We start from the raw sequence: 22937 nt of genomic DNA on the forward strand, positions 1-22937 counted from the left end.
GTTTGCCAAACTTACTGTTGGCTGGATGCAAGGCGCAGCAAATAGGCGCCGTACTTGCTCTTGCCGAGCGTATCCGCCAAAGCCATGAGCTTGCCGACATCGATATAGCCCTGTCTGAAGGCGACTTCTTCCGGTGCTGCAATTTTGAAGCCCTGGCGTCGTTCCAGCGTGCCGACAAAATCAGACGCATCGAGAAGACTTTCAGGCGTGCCGGTGTCCAGCCAGGCATAACCACGCCCCATCAGTTCGACGGAAAGCTCTCCTTGTGCAAGGTAGACATTGTTGAGGTCGGTAATCTCAAGTTCTCCGCGCGGGGATGGCTTCAGGTTTGCGGCGCGCTCAACCACTTTTTCGTCGTAGAAATAGAGACCCGTTACGGCCCAGTTTGACCTTGGTTGTTTTGGTTTTTCCTCAATCGAAACCGCCTGTCGTTTTTCGTCAAATTCGACAACACCATATCGTTCCGGGTCGGTCACATGATAGGCGAACACGGTCGCTCCCTCTGTGCGATCGACTGCTGATTTCATCAGTTCGGGTAGCCCATGCCCGAAGAAGATATTGTCACCAAGCACCAGGGCGCAGCGCTCGCCGTTGATGAAGTCCGCGCCGAGGATGAAGGCCTGGGCGAGGCCGTCCGGGGATGGTTGCGCGGTGTAGCTGATGGAAATGCCCCATTGGGAACCATCACCCAACAGGCGTTTGAAGGCTTCGGACTCGTGCGGCGTGGTAATGATCAGGATGTCGCGGATGCCGGCGAGCATGAGCGTGGTCAGCGGGTAGTAGATCATCGGCTTGTCGTAGATCGGCATCAGCTGCTTGGAGATCGCCAAGGTGATCGGATGCAGGCGAGAGCCCGTGCCGCCCGCGAGGATGATGCCCTTCATGCCGTCTCTCCTTTGCGCGCCTGTCCGATCAGACGATCGAGCACAGCAGTTGTTGAGGCCTGCCAATGGGGCAAGCTTATGCCATAAGTCGCATCCAGCTTGTCGGTCGACAGCCGCGAGTTTTGTGGACGCTTTGCAGGCGTAGGATAGTCCGAAGTCGAGATCGGCCTCACCGTGACCAACTTCCCGGTTCGCTGCTCAAGCCCATTGAAGATTTCACGGGCAAAATCCGCCCAACTTGCCTCCCCTTCGGCAGCAAGATGGAAAATACCGCGCAAGCGCTGATCCGGGTCGGATTTCAGGCGCAAAGCGATCCGAATAAGTGCATCGGCGATATCGTGAGCCGAGGTCGGGCGGCCGAACTGGTCGGCAACGACACCGACTTCGTCGCGGCTCTCCGCAAGCCGCAGCATCGTCTTCAGAAAGTTGGCGCCGTTTGCGGAATAGACCCAGGCCGTGCGCAGGATTGCGTGGTTGTCGGTCGCATCCGCCACCTGACGCTCGCCTTCGAGTTTCGACGCTCCGTAAACCGAAAGTGGACCGGTTGCATCGTCCTCGATATAGGAGGCAGCCTTGCTTCCATCGAAGACATAGTCGGTCGAAAGATGAAGCAATGGAACGCCAATCTGCGCGGCAGCCCGCGCCACAGCCCCTACCCCCACGGCATTGACGGCAAACGCGAGTTCGGGCTCGCTCTCGGCCTTATCGACGGCCGTATAGGCTGCCGCCGACACGATCACATCCGGCTTTGCCGCCACGAGCGCGCGAGACACGCTTGCCTCGTCGGTCAAATCCATCTCCGGCCGGCCGACCGTGGTGAGTTCGACGCCAAGGCTTGAAGCCTGCTCGACCATCGCCTGAACGACCTGTCCCTGTTTTCCGGTTACCGCGATGCGCATCCTCACCCTTTCAGAACGCCGAGACGTTCGCCGGAGTAAACCCCTTGGCGCAGCGGTTTCCACCACCAGTCATTGGCGAGATACCAGTCGACAGTCTTGGCGATGCCGCTGTCGAAATCCTCCTCCGCCTTCCAGCCGAGTTCCGTCTCCAGCTTCGTTGCATCGATCGCGTACCGCGCGTCGTGACCCGGGCGGTCCGTGACATAGGAGATCAGCTTCTCATGCGGCGCGCTTGTTGTTTTGCGTTCATCCATCAGGGCGCAGACACGCTGGACCACGTCGATGTTGCGGCGTTCGTTGCGACCGCCGACATTGTATTTCTCGCCCAGGCGGCCATGCCCGGCGATAAGATGCAGCGCCCGGGCATGATCCTCGACATAAAGCCAATCCCGGATATTGGCGCCGTTGCCGTAAACAGGCAGCGGCTTTCCTTCCATGGCATTGAGAATGATCAGCGGGATCAGCTTTTCCGGGAAATGATAAGGCCCGTAATTGTTCGAGCAGTTGGAAACCACCACAGGCAGGCCGTAAGTGCGGTGCCAGGCGATGGCGAGGTGATCGCTGGCGGCTTTCGATGCCGAATAGGGAGAGGATGGGTCATAGGACGTTTCCTCTTCGAAGAGCCCTTCGTCGCCAAGAGATCCATAGACTTCGTCGGTCGATACATGAAGAAAGCGGAAGGCAGACTTCCGCTCCGACGCCAAGTCATTCCAATAGTGGCGCGCTGCCTCCAGGAGGGCAAAGGTGCCGACGATATTCGTCTGAATGAAATCCCCGGCCCCCGTGATAGAACGATCAACGTGGCTCTCGGCTGCCAGATGCATGATCCGGTCCGGCTGGAAGCCCTCGATCGCCCCGGTCATTGCGGCCCGGTCGGCAATATCTGCCTTGAGGAAACGATGGTTCGGAGCGTTTTCGATCTGCTTCAACGAGGCGAGATTGCCGGCATAGGTGAGCTTGTCGACCGTCAGAACGTCGGCACCGACGTTTGTGACGAGATAGCGAACCAGGGCCGAACCGATGAAACCAGCACCGCCGGTCACGAGAATGCGCATAGTGTTTCCCCAGCCTATGTGTCGTCAGACGTGTAGGTGAACGCTGGCTCCAGATCTGTCAGGAAGGGTTGCACCTCGTCCTTCGCCGACAGTGTAAATCCAGCAGAGACATCGGGCCATGCAATCGCGATCGATGGGTCATTCCAGCGCAGGCCGCGATCATGGGCACCGCTGTAGGGCGCCGTTACCTTGTAATGAATGAGCGTATTGGCCTCGAGCGTCAGAAATCCGTGGGCAAAGCCTGGGGGAATCCAGAGCTGGTTTCCCTCCTCTGCCGTCAGTGTCACGCCGACCCACCGGCCATAGTCCGGCGAACCGGTGCGGATATCGACGGCGACATCGAAAATCGACCCGTTCAAAACCCTTACGAGCTTGCCTTGGGCAAAGGGTTCCAGCTGGAAATGCAGGCCGCGAAGCGTGCCGACTTCGCGCGAAAGCGACTGGTTATCCTGCACGAACCCGACATCTGCGACATTCTCGCGAAACCAGTGGTCCTTGAAAACTTCGGAAAAATATCCCCGGTGATCCCCAAAACGGGTAGGCGTGATTTCCGCAATGCCGGGCAAGTCTGTCGGTTTCAAAATCATGCTTGGCCCTGATCACTTAAGAATGGAGGTCAGCCTAACACGCTATTCCTATTCCATTTCACGTATATCTTAAATGCAGGGCGGCGCTTTTCTTTTTACCGAGGCCAGAGCCGATTAGTGACCCGCAGAGTGACCGCCACCAACGAGGGTCGCAAAACAATTCTTGCTTCCTTGAAGGAGGCTCGTTGCCCGCGGGTCGATGCAGACCAAAGCGCGACCGACCGTCGCGCTTAATCGCGTTTTCATTTACTGAGCGACCAATGCCTCGGAGATCGCCTGCATCGCCTCGTCCGTCAGTGCCCCTTCGATCGCCATGGTCGTGCGGCGCTTCACGATATCGGAAGCATCGGCGACGAGTTCCTGGCTGGCGATCCAGTCTATCTCCCGGAAGCTGTAGCCTTCCGCCCCTGGAAGGCGATCGTCGTCGCTGTAGCGGGACGAATACTGCAGGATTTCGGCTGCTGTGGTGCCATAGCGATAAAGAAGTTGCTCGACGCGAGCGGGCGACGCGCCGGTCATGCGAGCGGTATCGTCGATCCATCTGCGCTTCTGCATGACAGTCTGTGGGAATTCGCGGCCGCCGCCAATGGCACGCTCCTTGGTGGAGTGGACACGCGCACGCTTGAGGCGGGTGAGAATGGTGTCAGCGACCTCTTCCGCAAAGCCGCGGAACGTGGTCCATTTGCCGCCGACCAGCGAGAGGATGGCAAAGGGGCGATCACCGCTGGGCTCGATCAGCGGGGCGGAATGATCGCGGCTGATGAGGCCGGGATTGGAGGCATCGGAGGCCGGCAGTGGGCGGATGCCGCTGTAGGTATAGACGATCTGTTCGTGAGTGAACGTGAGATCCGGCAGGAGTGAGCGCAGGCTTTCGAGGAAGTAGGCGATTTCCGGCTCTTCGCAATGCACGTTTTCAGGGTCCTCGGCCGGGATGTCCGTCGAGCCAACGAGCGCGCGCCCCAGATATTCGTAGACGAGGCAGATGCGACCGTCGTCAGCCTCAAAATAGATCATGTGGCCGTTGAGGCTGCGCACGAGTTCAGGATGATCTAGCAGGATATGCGAGCCCTTCGTGCCGCCGATCATATGCGTCGAAACGCCCAGTGTCGCATTGACCCGGTCGATCCACGGACCCGCAGCATTGACGACCAGCTTCGGGCTGACAGAGAAGTTGGCCCCGCCCGGTCGCTCGAAGGTCAAGAGACCGTCCGTCGCTGACGTCAGCCTGGTGTAGTTGAGGGCAAGCGAACTCTTGTTCTCGTCCATGCCGTCACGGACGAGTTCGTAGACGAGGCGTTCCGGCCGGCTGATCTTGGCATCATAGTAAATGCCACCGGCGACGATCCGCGGCGTCACATACGGCATTTCCTTCAACGCCCGCGATTTCAACAGCATTCGATGTTTCGGCATGACGCGGTTGCGGGCACCGAAAAAATCGTAGAGCCGCAGGCCGATCTTGATGAGCACGGCACCCCGACTGCGCGGTGCGGTGGTTGAACCTCCGAGCGTTCGAAGCGCAGCCCAGATGCCCTTGGTCCAGGAAAAGACCGGGATGAAGGTCGGCAGAGGCTCGACGCAGTGCGGTGCGTTCTTGAGAAGAAGATTGCGCTCAAGCGTCGATTGCGCGACGAGGCCGAATTCGCCGGTTTCCAGATATTTGAGGCCGCCATGGATAAGCCGCGAGGGAGCCGCACTGGTGCCGGAACCGAAATCAGCCTTGTCGACGATCAGGCAGTTGACGCCCTGCAGGCTCAAGTCGCGAAATAGCCCTGCCCCATTGATCCCTGCTCCCAGGATGACGACGTCTACGTCGTTTTCCTGCAGCCCTTTAAGGCGGCGCTCGAGATCGGCGGCAATATCGGTCATGGTGTCAGTCCTGCTTCGCATGCCGGCTGGAGGGGATCGGCAGCGTTCTGTTCTCGTTTTCAAGGTTTGCGAGCTTGCCGATCTTCGGCCAGAGCGGGCTCATCGCATCGGCGATCTCGCGGAAGATATCGTAGCGCTTCTGATATTCAGCCTTGCGGCTCGGATCGGGATGGCAGGTCCTGGCGATTTTCTTGAGATCGCGCGGATCGGCAACGGGATCGGGATAAAGCCCGATTGCGGAGCCGGCGCAAAGTGCTGCACCCCATGCAGCGGCCTCGTCCGTCTCGGTAACGGTCACCGGTATTCCGAGGATATCGGCAAACATCTGCACCACGGTCGGATTTCGCGAAATGCCGCCCGCGAGCCTTGCCTCGTTAAAAGCAAAGCCCTCTGCAAGCGCATCGACATGGATGCGGTGATTGAAGGCAATACCCTCAAGTACCGCGCGCAGCATGTCGCCACGATCATGCCACCCACCGAGGCCAAAAAAACCGGCGCTGGCGGCCGCCCCATAGGGCGAACCGAAGAGATAGGGATGGAACAGGACGCTTGATGGCCGCGCCAATGCCGCTTCGATCTCCGGTGCCAGAAGTGCGTGGATCGAGCCGCCATCGCTCTCTGCTTGCCCACGCTCACGGGCGCAGAGTGTATCAAGGAACCAGTCGTAATTGGCCGTCGATGCCGGCGATATCGACATATTGTTCCACTCGCCGGGTTTGATGGCGTTGCGGCAGAACCAGCGCTTGTCGACCTTGGGTGCTGAGGAAAGCGTCTCGTTGATCGAATAGGTACCGGCGATTATGGCGACGACGCCGGGCACATGCCCGCCCGCACCAAGGGCCGAGGCGGTGACATCGTGCAGACCCGCAGCAACCGGCGTGCCCTCGGCAAGGCCAGTGCGTGCGGCAACCTCGGCCGTGACATGGCCGACGATTTCATCCGAGCCTGCGATGGGCGGCAGGGCACCTTCCAGGCTCTCAAGCCCGTAGAGCGCCAGCGCGGCCTTTGAATATCCTTGGGTGGCGACATTGGTAAAGGATGTGCTCGCCTCTGTCCGGTCCGTGCCGATCGTGCCCGTCAGGCAGAATCGCAGCCAATCCTTGCAGCTCAGGATGTGGCCGATCGCTTCGAAGCGCTCCGGTTCATTTTCCTTGATCCACGCGAGCAACGCCGATGGCGCCGACACATGCGGCGCCTGCCCCGTCAGGCTCAAGGCCTCATCAGCAAGCGGGCTTTGCAGCCAGCGCTCGACCAGTTCCTCGGCGCGGCTATCCAGCGAAAGAAGCGCCCGGCCGAGAGGCCTGCGGGCCTTGTCAACGAGATATATACCATCGCCATGGGCGGTCGCTGCAATCGCCATGATATCGCTTGCTGGCCGGCCGCTGAGCTTGATCGCTTCGGCGATGGCATCGGCTGTTGCCGTCCAAAGCTCGTCCATGTCGCGCTCGATATAATGCGGCTTCGGCATGGACTGCGTCACCCGGCGGCGGGCGACGGCAATCTGGGTGCCGTCGACATCGAAAATCACCGCCTTGGTGACGGTCAGGCCGCTATCAATCCCGAGAAGGCTGGGCATGAAAACTCACTCACTGGCTGCGGAAGAAAACGCGATCACGTTCCGTTTCCCTTGGCGATGACCACGTTGATATTCTTGGAAAGCATTCGGTCGATATGCGCCGTCGGCGTCTTGTCGTCGACGATGACCACGTCGAATTCACTTAAGCGCGCGAAGCTGTGCAACGCGCGGCGCTCGAATTTCGTGTGGTCCGAAAGCAGGATGCGCTTGGCCGAGGATTCGAACATGGCGCGTTTGGTGTCGACCATTTCGGGCGACTGGTGGAAGACGATATCGTCGGTGATGGCCGACATGGCAATGAACACTACATCGGCACGCAGCCGCGCAATCTCGTTGATGGTCATGCGCCCCATGAAGGCATGACACCAGTTGTGAAACTGGCCGCCGAGAGCCAGGAGCGTGACGTCGTGGATATCCTTCAGGGCATTCATCAAAGTCAACGAATTGGTGATCGCGGTGAGCGGCACCTTGCCGGAAAGATGCGGTGCCATCTGTAGGACGGTGGTCGAGTCGTCGAAGAAGATCGCCTGCCCCGGCTCGACGAACTGCATGGCAGCTTCAGCGATCGCCTTCTTTTCCGCCGCCTGCCGACTGGCGCGGTAAACATCGCTGGATTCGATCAGGCTGGTCGAGGTCGCAGTAACGATGCCGCGGGACTTGCGAAACAGGCCGCGACTGACGAGTTCATCCACGTCACGGTGCGCGGTCATCAGGCTGATGCCGAACCGTTCCGTCAGATCCTCGATGCGCATCGATCCTTCCGCGATCACAGCTTCGGCGATCATCTGCCGGCGCACGAGCTGGCGGGTGTGCCGGCTGTCGCTTGGCAATTCGTCGAGAAGAAGTGCGCCCATGCCTGGTTTTTCTGCCACGGTATCCCCTGCCGCTTTCTTTTGCTGAATGAAGCCTCGTACAGTCAAAACTGATGCAAGGCAAAGCGCGGGTGAAGACGGAAAGGCGCCGCAACCAGCGCCTTTCCAAAGGTTTTTCGTCTTACTGCGAGAGAACGAACGGACCGGTGTACTTGTCGACGTTGTCCTTGGTGATCAGCAAGCAATCGAAGAGCTGCTTTTCGCTTTTTGCGCCGGTCTCACCGGTCTTGATGACATTGTCGGCCTGCTTGACGGCTTCTTCGGAGAAGATCGCAACCGGCTGCAGGACGGTGTATTGGAGTTCACCAGCCTTGATGGCATCGACCGCATCCGGCGAACCATCGAAGCCGCCGACCTTGATGTTGGCAAGCTTGCCGGCTTCCTTCAGCGCAGCGATGGCACCCAGCGCCATTTCGTCGTTACCGGAGATAACCCCGATGATATCCGGATTTGCCTGGAGCATGGACTGCATCTTGTCGTGGCCCTGAGTACGATCCCAGTTGGCGACTTCCTGTGCGGCCTTCTGCAGGTCCGGATATTGGGTCAGAACGGTTTCGTAGCCGTTCGAACGGGTGGCGGCATTGTTGTCTGACGGTGCACCGAAAAGCTCGACGAACTTGCCTTCCTGGCCGACGCTTTCAACCCACTGCTGCGCGCCGAGAGCGGCACCTTGGGCATTGTTGGAAACGAGCTGCGCCTTGGCGAGACCTTCCTGGTTGATTTCAGCGTTGACGAGAAGGACCGGGATGCCGGCGGCAACGGCCTTCTTCACGGCGCCGACCGAACCGTCCGCATTGGCCGGGTCGAGAATGATCGCGACCGACTTGTTGGTGATGGCGGTATCGATCAGGTTGCTCTCGGTGTTGGTGTCGCCCTTATGTGCGCCAACGGTCGCGGTGTAGCCGAGCTTTTCAGCGGTTGCCTTGGCAACATTGCCTTCCGTCAGCCAGTAGGGGTTGGATGGGTCGTTGACGATGACGGTGATCAGGCCGTCGGCCCAGGCCGAACTGGCAAGAACCGGTGCGATCACGGCCGCAGCCATGAGAATGCGGATACCTTTTTTGAACATGTCTCTCTCCCTTTGATGAGCTCGGTTGGCGCCGGCGGACCGGCGTTTCTTTCCTCAGTCCGGCTGGCTTTCCACGCCATGGGTGCCGGAATGCAGAAGCCTGTTGCGGCCGGTCAGGACGTTTTCGCCCGACCGCCGTATTGAATGCTGTTCAGAAGAACGGCCAAAACGATCACCGCACCGGTGAAGACCGTCTGCCAGTAGGCGGACACCCCGATGATCACGAGACCATCCGACAGGAAGCCGATGACGAAGGCGCCGAGCATCGTACCGCGGATCGTGCCCCGTCCGCCGGTCAAAGCGGCACCACCAATAACCACGGCTGCAATCGCTGTCAGTTCGTAGGTGATGCCGGCGGTCGGACCGGCGGACGTCAGCTGGGAGGAAAGCACGAGACCGGCAATGGCAGCACAGATGCCAGAGAGCACATAAACGGTAACTTTGACGCGCTTGACGGGAACACCGGAAAGCTCGGCAGCGCGTTCATTGCCCCCAGAGGCATAGAGCCAGCGGCCAAAGGCGGTGCGGCTCAGAACCAGGCCGCATAGGATCGCAAGCACGGCCAGCACGATAACGCCGATCGGAACGCCTGCAAGACGGTTGAAGCCCAGCCAGTCGAACCCCTCGTTGCCGAGTTCCGGACGTCCGGCAAGCTTGTTGTAGGTGAGGCCATTGGTCATCAGGAGCGCGATCCCGCGGGCAACATAGAGCACGCCGAGAGACGCGACAAAGGCGGGAACCCTGAGATAGGCGATCAACACCCCGTTCACCGCGCCGACCAAAGCGCCGACGACGCAGGTCAGTACAACGACCGCCCAGACGGGCGGATAGAGAATGACGCCGAAGCTCTCGAGTGTCACACCCTGCATCAGGAAGCCGGCGATACAACCCGCAAGCCCGAGGGTCGAGCCGACGGAGAGATCAATGCCGCCATTCAGGATGACCAACAGCATGCCGATTGCCAAAATGCCGAAGATCGCTACGTGTGATGCCATGATCAGGAAGTTGCTGACCGTGAAATAGTACGGCGACAGGAAGGAGAACACCGCGATAATCAGGATAAGCGCAAAGAACGCGCGCCCTTCGAGCAACAGGTGCACGAGGTTTGTCTTGCGCTTCTGTGCTGTCGCGACGGACTTCTTCTCTGCGAGGTTCGTGACTGACATGATCAGTGCTCCATCATTTCGGGCTCGTGAGAAACCACTGCTTCGCCGGAGGCGGCCATGATCTTCTCCTTGGTGACATCTGAGCCGAATTCGGCTGATATTTTTCCGCGGTGCATGACGATGATGCGATGGGCGATGCTGAGGCATTCGGCGACTTCCGAGGTCGAAAAGACGACCGCAAGGCCTTGCCTGGCGCGCTCGGCCAGAAGCTTGAACACTTCCGCCTTGGCGCCGATGTCGATGCCGCGGCTCGGCTCGTCCAGCAGCATAACCCTGGGGCCGGTTGCCAGCATTTTGCCGATGACCACCTTCTGTTGGTTGCCGCCGGAGAGCGAACCGATCGGGGCCGCGCCGCCATCCGTCTTAATATGTACCTTGCGGATGGAGTCGGTAACGAGATCGCGCTCGCGTCGTGTCGAGGTGAACAGACCCTTGGTGAAGGCGAAGATCGAGGCGAGCGAGAGGTTGGAGCCGACCGTCATCGTTTGCACGAGGCCGTCGCGCTGCCGGTCTTCCGGAACGAGAACCAGACCCTCGCCGATGCGGCGTGCGATGCTGAGACCGGCGACATCCTGCCCTTCGAGCAGGATACGGCCACCGCTTGCAGCCAGACGTCCCGCAACGCATTCCAGCAGCTCCGTGCGTCCCGCGCCCATTAGGCCATAGATGCAGACGATCTCGCCGGCGCGGACATTGAGCGACAGGCGATCGACTGAGTTATAGGCGGCACCCGAAGGTCCGGGCACGGTGAGGTTCTCGATCGAGAGCGCGACCCCACCCATCACGTGCCCGGTCGGCGGGCTGCCGAGGTCGAAGTTCTCTCCCACCATGTTGCGGACGATCCATTCGAGATCGATGTCCTTGCGCTCAGCATAGGCCGTCATGTTGCCGTCGCGCAGGACGACGGCGTGATGGGTGATCTGCAGCGCTTCTTCGAGGTGATGCGAGATATAAACGATCGAGACGCCGCGGCCGGTCAGGTCGCGGATGACCTTGAACAGTACCTCGACTTCCGTGGCGCTCAGCGCCGATGTCGGCTCGTCCATGATAAGAATGCGGGAATTGACCGAGAGCGCACGGGCGATTTCAACGATCTGCTGTTGACCCAGGCGAAGGTCTTCCACCGGGGTCAGCGGGTCGATGTTCTCTTCAAGTTCTTCCATCAGCGCGCGGGTCTGGCGCTCTTCCTCGGCGAAATCGACGACCGAACCCTTCATGATCTCGCGCCCCATGAAGATGTTATCGCGCACGTTCAGGTTCGGCGCGAGGCTCAGTTCCTGGTGGATGATCGAAATGCCCAGTTCCCGGGCATGTGTGGAGGAGAAAAACGAGACGGAATGGCCGTCGAGAATGATCTCGCCGGAGGTCGGCTGGGTGACGCCGGAGAGTATCTTCATCAGGGTCGACTTGCCGGCACCGTTCTCGCCGAAAAGGGTCGTAACCTGACCACGATGGATGTCGAAGTTCACGCCTTTCAGCGCATGCACGTTTCCGTAGGACTTGGCCACGTTACGGGCGGCAAGCACAACCTCACCCTTCCTGCTCTCGTTGAGCGCGACGTCGGTCATTGGACGGTGACCTTTACCGGGGTGACGATCCAGCTTTTCTGATTGACGAGCCGGAAGACGCCGACAACGGAGACCGTCTTGCCCGTCAGGGCGTTGGCGTCGAAGGTGCTGAGCACCTCCTTCTTCATCTGGTTGTTGATGGCGGAGCCGGCGTCCTGGAACTCGATCTGGTTGGTGAACTGGCCGAATTCAATTTCGCCCGTGGCATCGCGCAAGTCGGTGCCGTTGACGGCAGGCCCGGTCTGGACGCGCACCAGAATTTCCGGCGGCAGGCCTTCGACCTTCACTTCGTTATAGTTCGACTTGCGGGTGCCGACCGTGCCTGTGAAGGAAACGGGAAGAACCGGGCCGATACTGGTCGCAACACCATATTTTTCACCTGCCGCCTTCTTGTCGGCGGCGATCGCGGCGGCAAGCTCGACGGCCGGAACCGCACGGCCTTCGACATTGGCCTTGACCTTGGGGAACGTCTCGGCGCCGTAGGTTTCTGGCGAGAACACCTGCTCGCGCACATCATGCTCCGAGCCGATATTGACGACGGTGGTATCCAGGGCGATCGCGCCCAGAACAATCACGACGGCTGCGATGCCGGCCAGCAGTCTGGCATTGGCGCTCCGGGGCTTTGACGACGAGTATTCCGCTTGTGTGCTCATTTTCGAACGACCTTCGGTGTGATCCTGGCCGGATTGCCGTGTTGGATGATTGAAAATTGGCGCGCAGCCGCTGCACCAGCCCATATGACCGGTAATCGCTCAGCCGCAACGACACTCGGGCAGCGCCGCTGTGCAGCGCGCCGAAACTCCGATCGTGAAAATGCCGGTCATTGGATCTCCTCCATATGCCCGGCGATTGTCTCCTCCAGCCGCCCGGCACCCGAATTCGCAATCATCAGTCAGAACTGCGATAGCTATGTGTTATCAACTGCACCAACTATGTTATAAACTTCACGAGCTGTCAACGGGACGTTTTGGGCCAACGAGCCCTTTTGATGTTGTTGCAATGCATCAAAAAATGGTGTGATGCATCATTTTAGCGGCCTGCAGGCATTTGAAGCCTCTCGGGTAAAGACTCACATGTACGCTTCAAAGATAGGCACGCAATAGGCGGATTTTACGCCAATATTATTCCTTTTCGTCTTACTTTATAGGGAGGCGGCTTGATGCCTGAATCATGCGTCATCCCTCGCTTCCTCCTCCTTGCAAGCTTGTCGCCGCTCATTGGTGTTAGAGCACATTCTGACATGAAAAATTTTGCAGTGGTAGAAAAAAATAGCGTGATTAATGGTATCTCTGTGATATAATCGTGAAAATGATGAACCGCCCGTCGCGATCTCGCCGGTAGCGGGTGGTTGATCCAGAATGCAGCTTCGATCAGGGAGTTCCGGTGCAAGTGCCATTCGGATCGAGGGAGTTGTGTCGCAAAGCCGGCACAAGGGAGGAAGTGACATGAAGAGGAAAAGCGCACGCGCGGCTTGCCTCGCTGTGGCGGGAACGGTCGGCAATGGCTGAGCGCGGCGACATCATCATCGGCATCGATGCCGGCACGTCCGTTATCAAGGCCGTCGCCTTCGAGCTTTCCGGGCGCCAGATCGCATCGGCATCCGTCCGCAATCGTTATGTCACCGGCGAAGACGGTTCGGCCACGCAGTCGCTTGAGCAGACATGGAGAGATTGCGCCAGCGCACTGCGCGGCCTTGGTGAAAAGGTTGAAAATCTTGCCGGCCGCACCGCTGCGTTGGCCGTGACCGGTCAAGGCGACGGGACCTGGCTTGTCGGTTCCGGCGATGCGCCGGTTGGTGATGCCTGGCTGTGGCTCGATGCCCGCGCCGCCCCAACGGTCACCCGCCTTGCCGAGACCTCGCAGAACCGCGCGCGTTTTGAGGCGACCGGTACGGGGCTCAATACCTGCCAGCAAGGCGTCCAACTTGCCCATATGAACCGCTTTCGTCCCGAGCTTCTGGACCGGGCGGAAACAGCACTTCACTGCAAGGACTGGCTTTATCTCAACCTGACAGGCGTGCGTGCCACCGATCCTTCCGAGGCAAGCTTCACCTTCGGCAATTTCCGAGATCGCCAGTATGACGATGTGGTTATTGAAGCGCTGGGGCTTAGAAGCCGCCGCTCGCTCCTGCCTGAGATTATCGACGGCACCGAGATGACCCACCCGCTGTCGGACACAGCTGCAGCAGCAACTGGCCTTCTGGCGGGAACGCCTGTCTCTCTCGGCTACGTCGACATGGTAATGACCGCACTTGGGGCCGGCGTGCGCAGCAGTGGCGAGAATTCCGCCTGTTCGACGATCGGTTCGACCGGCGTGCATATGCGCGCCAAGGCAGTACCGGACGTGCAGTTGAATGCCGAAGGCACCGGTTATGTCATCGCCCTGCCCATCCCCGGCATCGTTACCCAGGTCCAGACGAATATGGGGTCCACCATCAACATCGACTGGCTGCTTGGCATCGCCGGCGAGTTGATGGCGGAAGCCGGTAAAGAGGTCGCTCATTCCGAGCTCGTGGCCCGTGTCGATGACTGGTTTGCAAGGAGCCGTCCGAGCCCCCTGCTCTATCATCCCTACATCTCAGAGGCCGGAGAGCGCGGCCCCTTCGTCAACGCCTATGCGCGTGCCGGCTTTACCGGTCTTTCCACCCGTCATGGCTTTCCGGATCTCGTGCGCGCTGTCGTCGAAGGTCTCGGCATGGCGACGCGGGATTGTTATGCCGCGATGGGCGACATGCCGCGTGAACTGCGGATCACCGGCGGTGCTGCACGCTCTTCTGCACTTCGCGGCACGCTGTCTGCCGCCGTTAATGCGCCGCTCCGCGTGTCGAAACGCGAGGAGACCGGCGCTGCGGGCGTGGCAATGATGGCGGCCGTCGCGATCGGCGCCTACCGGACGATGGATGATTGCATTGCCGATTGGGTGACGCCGCTGCTCGGCGACCTCGAAAAACCGGATGCCGATCAGGCAGCCCGCTACGACACATTGTTCTCGGCCTATGTGCAGGTTCGCCAGGCGGTCGCTCCCGCCTGGAACGTGCTCGCAGGCGTCAGCCCCCGGTAAGTGCGGGGCCTACCGATTGATGCGCGATCCGCATCCCAAGGAGTGTGACATGACTGAAACCGAAAACTTCGATCTGTTCGTCATCGGCGGTGGCATCAATGGGGCCGGTATTGCTCGCGATGCGGCAGGTCGCGGCCTGAGCGTCGTGCTGTGCGAAAAGGACGATCTGGCACAGGGTACGTCGTCGCGCTCCGGCAAGCTGGTGCATGGCGGCCTGCGCTACCTCGAATATTACGAATTCCGACTGGTGCGCGAGGCACTGATCGAGCGCGAAGTGCTGCTGAATGCCGCGCCGCACATCATATGGCCGATGCGCTTCGTGCTGCCGCATAGCCCTGAGGATCGTCCGGCATGGCTCGTGCGTCTCGGTCTCTTCCTCTACGACCATCTCGGGGGGCGCAAGAAACTGCCCGGTACGCGCACGCTGAACCTGCTGCGCGATCCCGAGGGCACGCCGATTCTCGATCAATACAAGCGCGGCTTCGAATATTCCGATTGCTGGGTCGATGACGCTCGTCTTGTGACGCTGAATGCCGTGAGCGCCGCGGAAAAGGGGGCCGTGGTATTGACCCGGTCGCCCGCCGTTTCCGCCCGTCGCGAGAATGGCGGCTGGATCGTCACAACGCGCAACAGCGTCAGCGGTGAAGTCAGGACCTTCCGCGCCAAGTGCCTCGTCAACTGTGCCGGGCCATGGGTCACCGACATCATTAACCGCGTTGCCGGCTCGAACTCCAGCCGCAATGTGCGGCTCGTCAAGGGTAGCCACATCATCGTGCCTAAATTCTGGGCCGGCTCGAATGCCTATCTCGTCCAAAACACCGACAAGCGCGTCATCTTCATCAACCCCTACGAGGGCGACAAGGCGCTGATCGGCACCACCGACATCGCCTATGAAGGCAAGGCCGAGGAGGTTTCGGCGGACGAGAGCGAGATCGATTACCTGCTGAAGGCGGTCAACCGCTACTTCAAGGAAAAGCTGCGCCGTTCCGATGTGATCACCAGCTTCTCCGGCGTGCGCCCGCTGTTTGACGACGGCAAGGGCAATCCCTCCGCCGTCACCCGCGACTATGTCTTCGATCTCGACGAGACCGGCGGCGCACCGCTGCTCAACGTCTTCGGCGGCAAGATCACCACCTTCCGCGAGCTTGCTGAACGCGGCATGCAACGGCTGAAGCATGTCTTCCCGAGCATGGGCGGCGACTGGACGGAAAAGGCGCCGCTCCCCGGTGGCGAAATTCAGAATGCCGACTACGAAACCTTCGCCAACAGTTTGCGCGATACCTATCCGTGGATGCCGCGCAAGCTGGTGCATCACTACGGCCGGCTCTATGGCGCTCGCACGAAGGACGTCGTTGCAGGCGCAACGAGCCTCGAAGGTCTCGGCCGCCATTTCGGCGGGCAGTTCTATGAGGCGGAAGCGCGTTATCTCGTCGCAACCGAATGGGCGCAGACATCAGACGATATCCTCTATCGCCGGACCAAGCATTACCTGCACCTGACGGAAGCCGAGCGCGCCGCCTTTGCCGACTGGTTTGCCTCCAACCGTCTTGCTGCTGCCTGAGGATTTCCCATGCCGCTGACACTTTCGCTCAATACCAACCCGCTGGTGAACCGCTTCGCCGATCCGGACGACCTGATCGAGACTGTGGCGCGTGACCTTAAAATCCGCGACCTGCAGCTCACCCACGAGTTCATCAATCCGAGTTGGCAGGCGTCGACCATCCGCCGCCTAACGCGGCAGATGAACGCGGCTCTTGCCCGAACCGGCGTTCGCGTCACCTCCGGCATGACCGGCCCCTATGGCCGCCTCAATCATTTCGGCCACCCCGATGCCGATGTCCGGCGCTACTATGTCGACTGGTTCAAGACCTTTGCCGATATCACGGCCGATCTCGGCGGCACCTCGGTCGGCACCCAGTTTGCCATCTTCACCTATAAGGATTTCGACGATCCGGTTCGACGCGAGGAGTTGATTCAGATCGCCATCGACTGTTGGGCCGAGGTGGCTGAACACGCCCGGGCGGCCGGCCTTTCCTACATCTTCTGGGAACCGATGAGCATCGGCCGTGAATTCGGCGAGACCATCGCTGAATGCATCAAGCTGCAGGACCGGTTGACCGCGGCCAACATGGCGATCCCCATGTGGATGATGGCCGATATCGACCACGGCGACGTTACGTCCTCGAACCCGGATGATTTCGAGCCCTATGCCTGGGCGCGGGCCGTGCCCAAGGTCTCGCCAATCATTCACATCAAGCAGAGCCTGATGGACAAGGGCGGCCACCGGCCGTTCACGGCCGAGTTCAACGCCAAGGGTCGTATCCATCCGGAGCCGCTGCTGAAGGCCTTTGCCGAGGGTGGTGCCGTTGATAACGAAATCTGCCTCGAACTGTCCTTTAAGGAGCGCGAGCCGAACGACCGGCAGGTGATTTCGCAGATCGCCGAAAGCGTCGCCTTCTGGGCCGACCATATCGATACGGGTGCTGCCGACCTTAAAATCTGAGTTCGACTAACCTCCTGCCAGATTCAACTGGACGCCCGACCTTGGAAACGCTTCAAACCAGATTGCTTTCGCAGTCGCGCGTCAGAATGCACTCGGAGCTAACAGGGGACATCCGGTGGCTTAGGAGCCACCTTGAATATTGAAGGACATGGGAATGACCGACGCAGAAGAGTCGCTAGCCGTGCGTGCCGCATGGCTGCACTACGTCGCGGGCCTCACGCAATCGGCCGTGGCCAAGCAGCTCGGCATTCCGTCGTTGAAAGCCCATCGTCTCATCGCCCGTGCCGTTGCCGATGGCATCGTCAAGGTGACGATCGATGGCGACACTGTGGAATGCGTCGATCTGGAAGCCCGACTGACGGAACGCTACGGCCTGCATTATTGCGAGGTCGCTCCTGATCTCGGTGAGGAAGGGCTGGCGCTCCGCGCACTCGGCCACGCCGGCGCCAGTTTCCTGCAGCGTGAAATCGAGCGCGGCGACAACAAAGTTATCGGTCTCGGCCATGGACGCACGCTGCAAGCTGCCGTCCAGCATATGCCGCGCGTTGCCGCAAAGAACCTCAGGTTCGTATCGCTGCTCGGCGGACTTACCCGCAACTACATTGCCAATCCCTATGACGTGATGCACCGGATTGCAGAGAAGACCTCGATGCCGGCTTACGTCATGCCCGTGCCGTTCTTCGCCAACACCAGCGATGACCGCGAAGTCTTCCTTGCCCAGCGCGGCGTCAAGGAGGTCTTCGACATGGCCAACAATGCTGACCTCAAGCTTGTGGGCCTCGGAACGGTCGATCAGGAAGCCCAGCTGGTGTTTTCCGGCATGATCGAATCGAAAGAGATCAAGCAGATCGCGGCGGCCGGCGCCGTCGGCGAAATTCTCGGCCATTTCTTCGATGCCAGCGGCAACATGCTCGACACCGTTCTGACGACCCGCACGCTTGCGGCGTCGTTCCCGCAATCGAAAAAGGAACGCGTGGTTGCCCTTGCCGGCGGCACCTCGAAGGTCGAGGCAATTCGCTCCGTCCTGCGCAGCGGCAAGCTGCATGGACTGATCACCGATGAAAAGACAGCCACGCAGTTGCTGGCAGAAAAATAACATCGCACATTGATAATCACAAACTTTCTGTTATTTTGTGATTATCCGCTGATGCGGACCGGGAGGGCTACGACGTGAGAAAGGACGAGCGACGACAGGAGATCATCAATCTTCTGGTGGAAGACAAGACGGTCGATCTTGACGCGCTTGCAGATCGGTTTTTCGTCTCGAAGATGACAATCCACCGCGATCTCGACGATCTCGAACGCGAAGGTGTACTGCGCAAGGTACGCGGCGGCGCAACGATCGATGCCGGCACGCAGTTCGAAAGTGATTTCCGGTTTCGTGAACATCAGGAAAGCGACGCCAAGGCGCTGATGGCGCGGGCCGCGCTGCATCTGGTGGAGCCGGGCATGACCGTCATGGTCAATGATGGCTCGATGGCCGCTGTTCTCGGCGAAATGCTGATCGAGAAGCGCCCGCTGACGCTGATCACCAACAACGCCGCGATCATGGAGCGGATGAAAAGCGAGAGCGGCATCAGCCTGATCGCGCTGGGCGGCATCTATTCCGCCAAGTTCAACGCCTATCTCGGCGTGTTGACGGAGGAAGCCCTGTCGCGGCTGCGCGCAGACATCGCCTTTCTTTCCACACCCGCAGTCTCCGATCGCAAGGCCTATCACATGGACGACAATGTGATCCGCGCCAAGCGCGCGATGATGGCGTCAGCCACGAAGACCTGTTTGCTCGTCAACCATCAGCGCATCGGCCGCATGGCCCTGCATGTGATGGCGGACCTTGAAGATTTCGACGTCGTCATTACCGATCGCGCTCCCGAGGCATCCGTGGTCGAGGATTTCGAACGCGCCGGCATACCCCTGACAATCGCTTTGCATGAGGAACAGACATGACCGCTTCGCCGCAATTCTGGGTCGGAACAAGCTGGAAAATGAACAAGACGCTCGCCGAAGCGCGCGTCTTCGCGGAAGGTCTCGGCAAGGCCGACAGCGGCCGCGATCCGCGCATCCAGCGTTTCGTCATTCCGCCTTTTACCGCCGTGCGCGAGGTCAAGGCGATGCTTGCCGATACGTCGGTCAAGGTCGGCGCGCAGAACATGCATTGGGACGACCGCGGCGCCTGGACGGGCGAGATTTCGCCGGTGATGTTGAAGGATTGCAATCTCGATATCGTCGAACTCGGCCATTCCGAGCGCCGCGAGCATTTCGCAGAGACGGATGAGACTGTCGGCCTGAAGACCGCCGCCGCCGTGCGCCATGGTCTCATTCCGCTCATCTGCATCGGTGAGACGCTGGAGGTTCGCAACAGCGGCCGCGCGACCGAGATCCTGAAAATCCAGGTCGAGGGCGCACTGGCGAAACTCGAGGGCGACCAGAAGAATGCTGAAATCCTGCTCGCCTACGAGCCCGTCTGGGCGATCGGCGAAAAGGGCATCCCGGCAACGGCAGACTACGCCAGCGACCGCCACGAAGAGATCATCGCGGTGGCGAAGGCTGTGCTTGGCCGCAAAATTCCGTGCCTCTACGGCGGCTCGGTCAATCCGGGCAATTGCGAGGAACTGATTTCGAGCGCGCATATCGATGGATTGTTCATCGGCCGCTCGGCCTGGGATGTCGAAGGCTATCTCGACATTCTCAACAAATGCAGCGCAAAAATCTAAGGAGACACCCATGAAACTTGCCATCGCAGGAGACAGCGCAGGCGAAGGCCTCGCAAAAATTCTCGCAGACCACCTGAAGGATCGTTACGACGTATCCGAAGTCTCGCGCACCGATGCCGGAGCGGAGGCCTTCTATGCCAACCTGTCGGACCGCGTCGCTTCCGGCGTGATTGACGGCACCTATGACAAGGCGATCCTCGTCTGCGGCACCGGTATCGGTGTCTGCATCTCGGCCAACAAGGTGCCGGGCATCCGTGCGGCACTGACGCACGACACTTATTCGGCGGAACGTGCCGCCCTTTCCAACAACGCCCAGATCATCACCATGGGCGCCCGCGTCATCGGCTCGGAACTTGCAAAGGCAATCGCCGATTCCTTCCTTGCGCAGACCTTCGATGAAGGCGGCCGCTCCGCGGGCAACGTTCAGGCCATCAACGCGGTGGACGCAAAGTATAATCTCCGCTGAGGAGATTAAAGCTGTCTTCCTATCCTCCAGGAAGGCGGTTGGCTGGCCGGCGACGGCCAGCCATTTTTCTACCCGGGCAGAATCCGCCGCGAAGGCCGAGATTACCATTTCCATCTCATTTATCGCCTAAGCTTTGCAAAAGTTTTAGTCACGCTAAAAATCTGTTGACATTCTTGCTGGGTATCGCAAGATTGAAGTAATACTAAAAACAGGTGGAACATCGTGGCTGACGAAATTGCTCTTCCGAGAGAACGCGATACTGCGCTTGGCGACCGGTTGCGGGATCGCCGAAAGGCGCTGAAGCTAACCCTGCAGGAGGTCGCCGACCAAGCCGGATTTTCTGTCGGCTTCATCTCCCAGATTGAACGCGGCATTACCGTTCCCTCCCTCGTGTCGCTGGTTTCCGTCTGTCGCGTGCTGAAGATCGATGTTGGCTCCATGTTCCAGCAGCCAAAGTCCGAAGCGCCTGTCACACGCAGCGTCGGCCGCACAGTGTATGGTCTTGGCACAATGACTGGCCGCGATGTTACCTATGAGCGCCTCTCGGCCGCCTTCCCCGGCAACGTCCTTCGCTCCACGCTCATTCACGAGCCGCCCGGCTACTGGAGTGAACCGATGTCGCATGAGGGCGAGGAAATCTTCTACATCGTCGAAGGTGCGCTGACGCTGGAACTCGACGGTGAGCGCATGATCCTCGAGACCGGGGATACCGCCCATTTCCCGTCGACGCGCACCCACGCGACCTGGAACCATACGAATGCGACCACCACGGTCTTCCACACCTGCACCATGGACGTCTTTGGTGACGGCGTGCCGTCTGGCGATCCCGACAACAGCCTGGTCGTCACCCGCGCGGCCGACCGGCGTCCATCAGAAAAACCGAAACTGAATAAGGGGAATACCAAATGAGACTGCGTTTCAAAGCCGTTGCGGCGGCTCTTCTGGCAACTGTTTCGCTTCATGGCATTGCCGCTGCCGAGACAGTGCTTCGTCTCGACGAGGTGCCGGTTGGCGAGCTCGATCCGGCCAAGGCTTCGGACTATGCCGATAGCATCCTGATGTTCAATCTCTACGACACGCTGGTGATCCCGAAGGCAGGCCAACCCGGCTTCGACGCCTTTCTCTCGACGGGATGGGAAACCGATGGCAGGACCTACACCTTCAAACTCCGCAATGACGTGAAATTCCAGAGCGGCAACCCGCTGACAGCGGATGATGTGGTGTTTTCTTTCCAGCGCATGCAGGCGCTTGGCCAGGGTCTCTCCTACCTTTTCACTGCCGTCGAGAAGGCAGAGGCAGTCGATGCCTCGACCGTCAAATTCACCTTGAAGGAAGCTTACGCCCCCTTCATCTCCGCGCTGACGCGCTTGCCGATCATCGACAAGAAGCTGGTCACCGAAAACCTTGCTGACGGCGACGGCGAGATGAAGGATTGGGGGCAGGCCTATCTCACATCCCATGCAGCCGGCACCGGCGCTTACAAGGTCGTTTCGCACAATCCGCAGGAAGAAACGGTCATGGCGAAGAACGCCGGCTACTTCCTGGGCGTGCCGCCAAAGGCGCCGGACACAGTGCGTTTCCGCTACGGCCTCGAAGCCGCGACCGTCCGCACCCTGATCTCGCAGGGCGAGCACGACATCTCCTCGTCCTGGCTTCCGCCGGAAGTCCTGAAGTCGCTTGCCGCTGAAGGCGCGCAACTGCTCGAGGAAAAGGGCACGACCGGCTTCTACATAAAGATGAACACGACCAAGGCGCCGTTTGATGACGTTGAGTGCCGCCTCGCCGTCTCCTACGCCTTCGACTACGAGTCCGGTGTCAAGATGGTCGGTGTAACCGACACTGTCTCGCAGGGCAGCCCTTCCACTGGTGCGATCCCGGTCGGCATGCTCGGCGCACTTCCCGCCGATCAGGTCTTCAAGCGCGATCTCGACAAGGCCAAGGAGCATCTCGCCAAGTGCAAGTACAAGCCGGAAGACATGAAGGTCGAGCTTTCGTGGATCGGCGAAGTGCCGATCGAAGAACGCTTCGCCTTGCTGATGCAGGCGAACTTCTCCGAAATCGGCATCAAGGCGGAAGTGAAGAAGCTCCCTTGGGCGCTGTTCGTCGAGCAGATCTCCAAGCCGGAGAATACGCCGTCGATCTCGCAGGTCTTCGTCAACACCATGTCGGCTGATCCCGATACACTGCTCTACGGCATGTATCACTCCTCGTCCGCTGGCACATGGATGTCACCGGAGTACCTGAACGACAAGGATGTCGATGCGCTGCTCGAAAAGGGCCGCACGACGGCGGACGAAGCTGAGCGCACGAAGATCTATACAGACCTCAACACGCGACTGCGCGAGATCGCCCCGACGATCTTCGCCCAGGACCAGACGGCGGTGTTTGCTGCCTCAAATCGCGTGTCGGTGCCGGCGCTCTCCGATCTTTCCAAGGCCTATGCGCTAGCCGGTTTCGGCTTCAATTTCCGGCTGATGGAAATGAAGGAATAGGCCTCTCGCTCCTCTTCTCCCCAGCGGGGAGAAGGTGGCTCGAAGAGCCGGATGAGGGGGACGGCTAGCTCGGAACAAGTAGCCCCCTCATCGCCTCGCAAGCTCGGTACTTCTCCCCGCCGGGGAGAAGAGGAAGGCTGTGACAACCGGCTCTATGAAG

General features: G+C 59.9%; 20 protein-coding genes. 9 read left to right on the top strand and 11 right to left on the bottom strand.

Annotated elements, in window-relative coordinates; translation table 11 throughout:
* Positions 1 to 11: 11 nt before the first annotated feature.
* The 11 genes from rfbA to QO002_RS22895 form a co-directional block, all read right to left on the bottom strand.
* Positions 12 to 884 carry a glucose-1-phosphate thymidylyltransferase RfbA gene (rfbA, locus tag QO002_RS22845; RefSeq protein ID WP_307234105.1) on the bottom strand — a complete coding sequence of 291 codons (873 nt, stop codon included), beginning with the start codon at positions 882 to 884 and terminating at the stop codon, positions 12 to 14.
* Positions 881 to 1783, bottom strand: a complete 903-nt coding sequence (rfbD, locus tag QO002_RS22850) for a dTDP-4-dehydrorhamnose reductase (protein WP_307234108.1) — start codon at positions 1781 to 1783, stop codon at positions 881 to 883. The genes rfbA and rfbD overlap by 4 nt, the downstream gene beginning before the upstream one ends.
* A gap of 2 nt (positions 1784 to 1785) precedes the next feature.
* Positions 1786 to 2838, bottom strand: a complete 1053-nt coding sequence (gene rfbB / locus QO002_RS22855; RefSeq protein WP_307234110.1) for a dTDP-glucose 4,6-dehydratase — start codon at positions 2836 to 2838, stop codon at positions 1786 to 1788.
* A 14-nt stretch (positions 2839 to 2852) separates the two neighbouring features.
* Positions 2853 to 3425, bottom strand: coding sequence for a dTDP-4-dehydrorhamnose 3,5-epimerase (gene rfbC / locus QO002_RS22860; RefSeq protein WP_307234113.1), 573 nt, complete (start codon positions 3423 to 3425; stop codon positions 2853 to 2855).
* 246 nt (positions 3426 to 3671) lie between these two features.
* Positions 3672 to 5291 (bottom strand): glycerol-3-phosphate dehydrogenase/oxidase, encoded by a 1620-nt coding sequence (locus tag QO002_RS22865; protein WP_307234115.1) that lies wholly within the window; start codon positions 5289 to 5291, stop codon positions 3672 to 3674.
* A gap of 4 nt (positions 5292 to 5295) precedes the next feature.
* Positions 5296 to 6867, bottom strand: a complete 1572-nt coding sequence (locus QO002_RS22870) for an FGGY-family carbohydrate kinase (protein WP_307234117.1) — start codon at positions 6865 to 6867, stop codon at positions 5296 to 5298.
* 35 nt (positions 6868 to 6902) lie between these two features.
* Positions 6903 to 7721 carry a DeoR/GlpR family DNA-binding transcription regulator gene (locus tag QO002_RS22875; protein WP_307235033.1) on the bottom strand — a complete coding sequence of 273 codons (819 nt, stop codon included), beginning with the start codon at positions 7719 to 7721 and terminating at the stop codon, positions 6903 to 6905.
* Between the two features lie 139 nt (positions 7722 to 7860).
* Positions 7861 to 8808 carry a D-ribose ABC transporter substrate-binding protein gene (locus QO002_RS22880; RefSeq protein WP_307234119.1) on the bottom strand — a complete coding sequence of 316 codons (948 nt, stop codon included), beginning with the start codon at positions 8806 to 8808 and terminating at the stop codon, positions 7861 to 7863.
* A gap of 113 nt (positions 8809 to 8921) precedes the next feature.
* Positions 8922 to 9974 carry an ABC transporter permease gene (locus QO002_RS22885; protein ID WP_307234121.1) on the bottom strand — a complete coding sequence of 351 codons (1053 nt, stop codon included), beginning with the start codon at positions 9972 to 9974 and terminating at the stop codon, positions 8922 to 8924.
* 2 nt (positions 9975 to 9976) lie between these two features.
* The gene (locus tag QO002_RS22890; protein ID WP_307234123.1) at positions 9977 to 11542 is read right to left on the bottom strand and encodes a sugar ABC transporter ATP-binding protein; all 1566 of its coding nucleotides are present in this window, start codon (positions 11540 to 11542) and stop codon (positions 9977 to 9979) included.
* On the bottom strand, positions 11539 to 12195 hold the full coding sequence (locus QO002_RS22895; protein ID WP_307234125.1) for a DUF2291 domain-containing protein: 657 nt from the start codon (positions 12193 to 12195) through the stop codon (positions 11539 to 11541). Before QO002_RS22895 ends, QO002_RS22890 begins: the two co-directional genes overlap by 4 nt.
* Positions 12196 to 13042: 847 nt before the next feature.
* Between QO002_RS22895 and QO002_RS22900 the strand changes: the two genes are divergently transcribed.
* From QO002_RS22900 to QO002_RS22940, 9 genes are all read left to right on the top strand, one after another.
* Positions 13043 to 14602 (top strand): FGGY-family carbohydrate kinase, encoded by a 1560-nt coding sequence (locus tag QO002_RS22900; RefSeq protein WP_307234126.1) that lies wholly within the window; start codon positions 13043 to 13045, stop codon positions 14600 to 14602.
* Positions 14603 to 14651: 49 nt separating this feature from the next.
* Positions 14652 to 16163, top strand: a complete 1512-nt coding sequence (locus QO002_RS22905; RefSeq protein ID WP_307234128.1) for a glycerol-3-phosphate dehydrogenase — start codon at positions 14652 to 14654, stop codon at positions 16161 to 16163.
* A gap of 9 nt (positions 16164 to 16172) precedes the next feature.
* Complete coding sequence (locus QO002_RS22910; protein ID WP_307234130.1) at positions 16173 to 17105, top strand: sugar phosphate isomerase/epimerase family protein; 933 nt, start codon at positions 16173 to 16175, stop codon at positions 17103 to 17105.
* Positions 17106 to 17259: 154 nt separating this feature from the next.
* Positions 17260 to 18201 carry a sugar-binding transcriptional regulator gene (locus tag QO002_RS22915; RefSeq protein ID WP_307234132.1) on the top strand — a complete coding sequence of 314 codons (942 nt, stop codon included), beginning with the start codon at positions 17260 to 17262 and terminating at the stop codon, positions 18199 to 18201.
* 74 nt (positions 18202 to 18275) lie between these two features.
* The gene (locus QO002_RS22920; protein WP_307234135.1) at positions 18276 to 19052 is read left to right on the top strand and encodes a DeoR/GlpR family DNA-binding transcription regulator; all 777 of its coding nucleotides are present in this window, start codon (positions 18276 to 18278) and stop codon (positions 19050 to 19052) included.
* Positions 19049 to 19819, top strand: coding sequence for a triose-phosphate isomerase (locus tag QO002_RS22925; protein WP_307234137.1), 771 nt, complete (start codon positions 19049 to 19051; stop codon positions 19817 to 19819). Before QO002_RS22920 ends, QO002_RS22925 begins: the two co-directional genes overlap by 4 nt.
* A 10-nt stretch (positions 19820 to 19829) precedes the next feature.
* Complete coding sequence (gene derI, locus QO002_RS22930; RefSeq protein ID WP_307234138.1) at positions 19830 to 20285, top strand: D-erythrulose-4-phosphate isomerase; 456 nt, start codon at positions 19830 to 19832, stop codon at positions 20283 to 20285.
* A 222-nt stretch (positions 20286 to 20507) separates the two neighbouring features.
* Complete coding sequence (locus tag QO002_RS22935; protein WP_307234142.1) at positions 20508 to 21194, top strand: helix-turn-helix domain-containing protein; 687 nt, start codon at positions 20508 to 20510, stop codon at positions 21192 to 21194.
* The gene (locus tag QO002_RS22940; protein WP_307234144.1) at positions 21191 to 22777 is read left to right on the top strand and encodes an ABC transporter substrate-binding protein; all 1587 of its coding nucleotides are present in this window, start codon (positions 21191 to 21193) and stop codon (positions 22775 to 22777) included. The genes QO002_RS22935 and QO002_RS22940 overlap by 4 nt, the downstream gene beginning before the upstream one ends.
* The last annotated feature ends 160 nt before the right edge of the window (positions 22778 to 22937 follow it).

The sequence above is a fragment of the Pararhizobium capsulatum DSM 1112 genome (assembly GCF_030814475.1).
Classification (GTDB): Bacteria; Pseudomonadota; Alphaproteobacteria; order Rhizobiales; family Rhizobiaceae; genus Pararhizobium; species Pararhizobium capsulatum.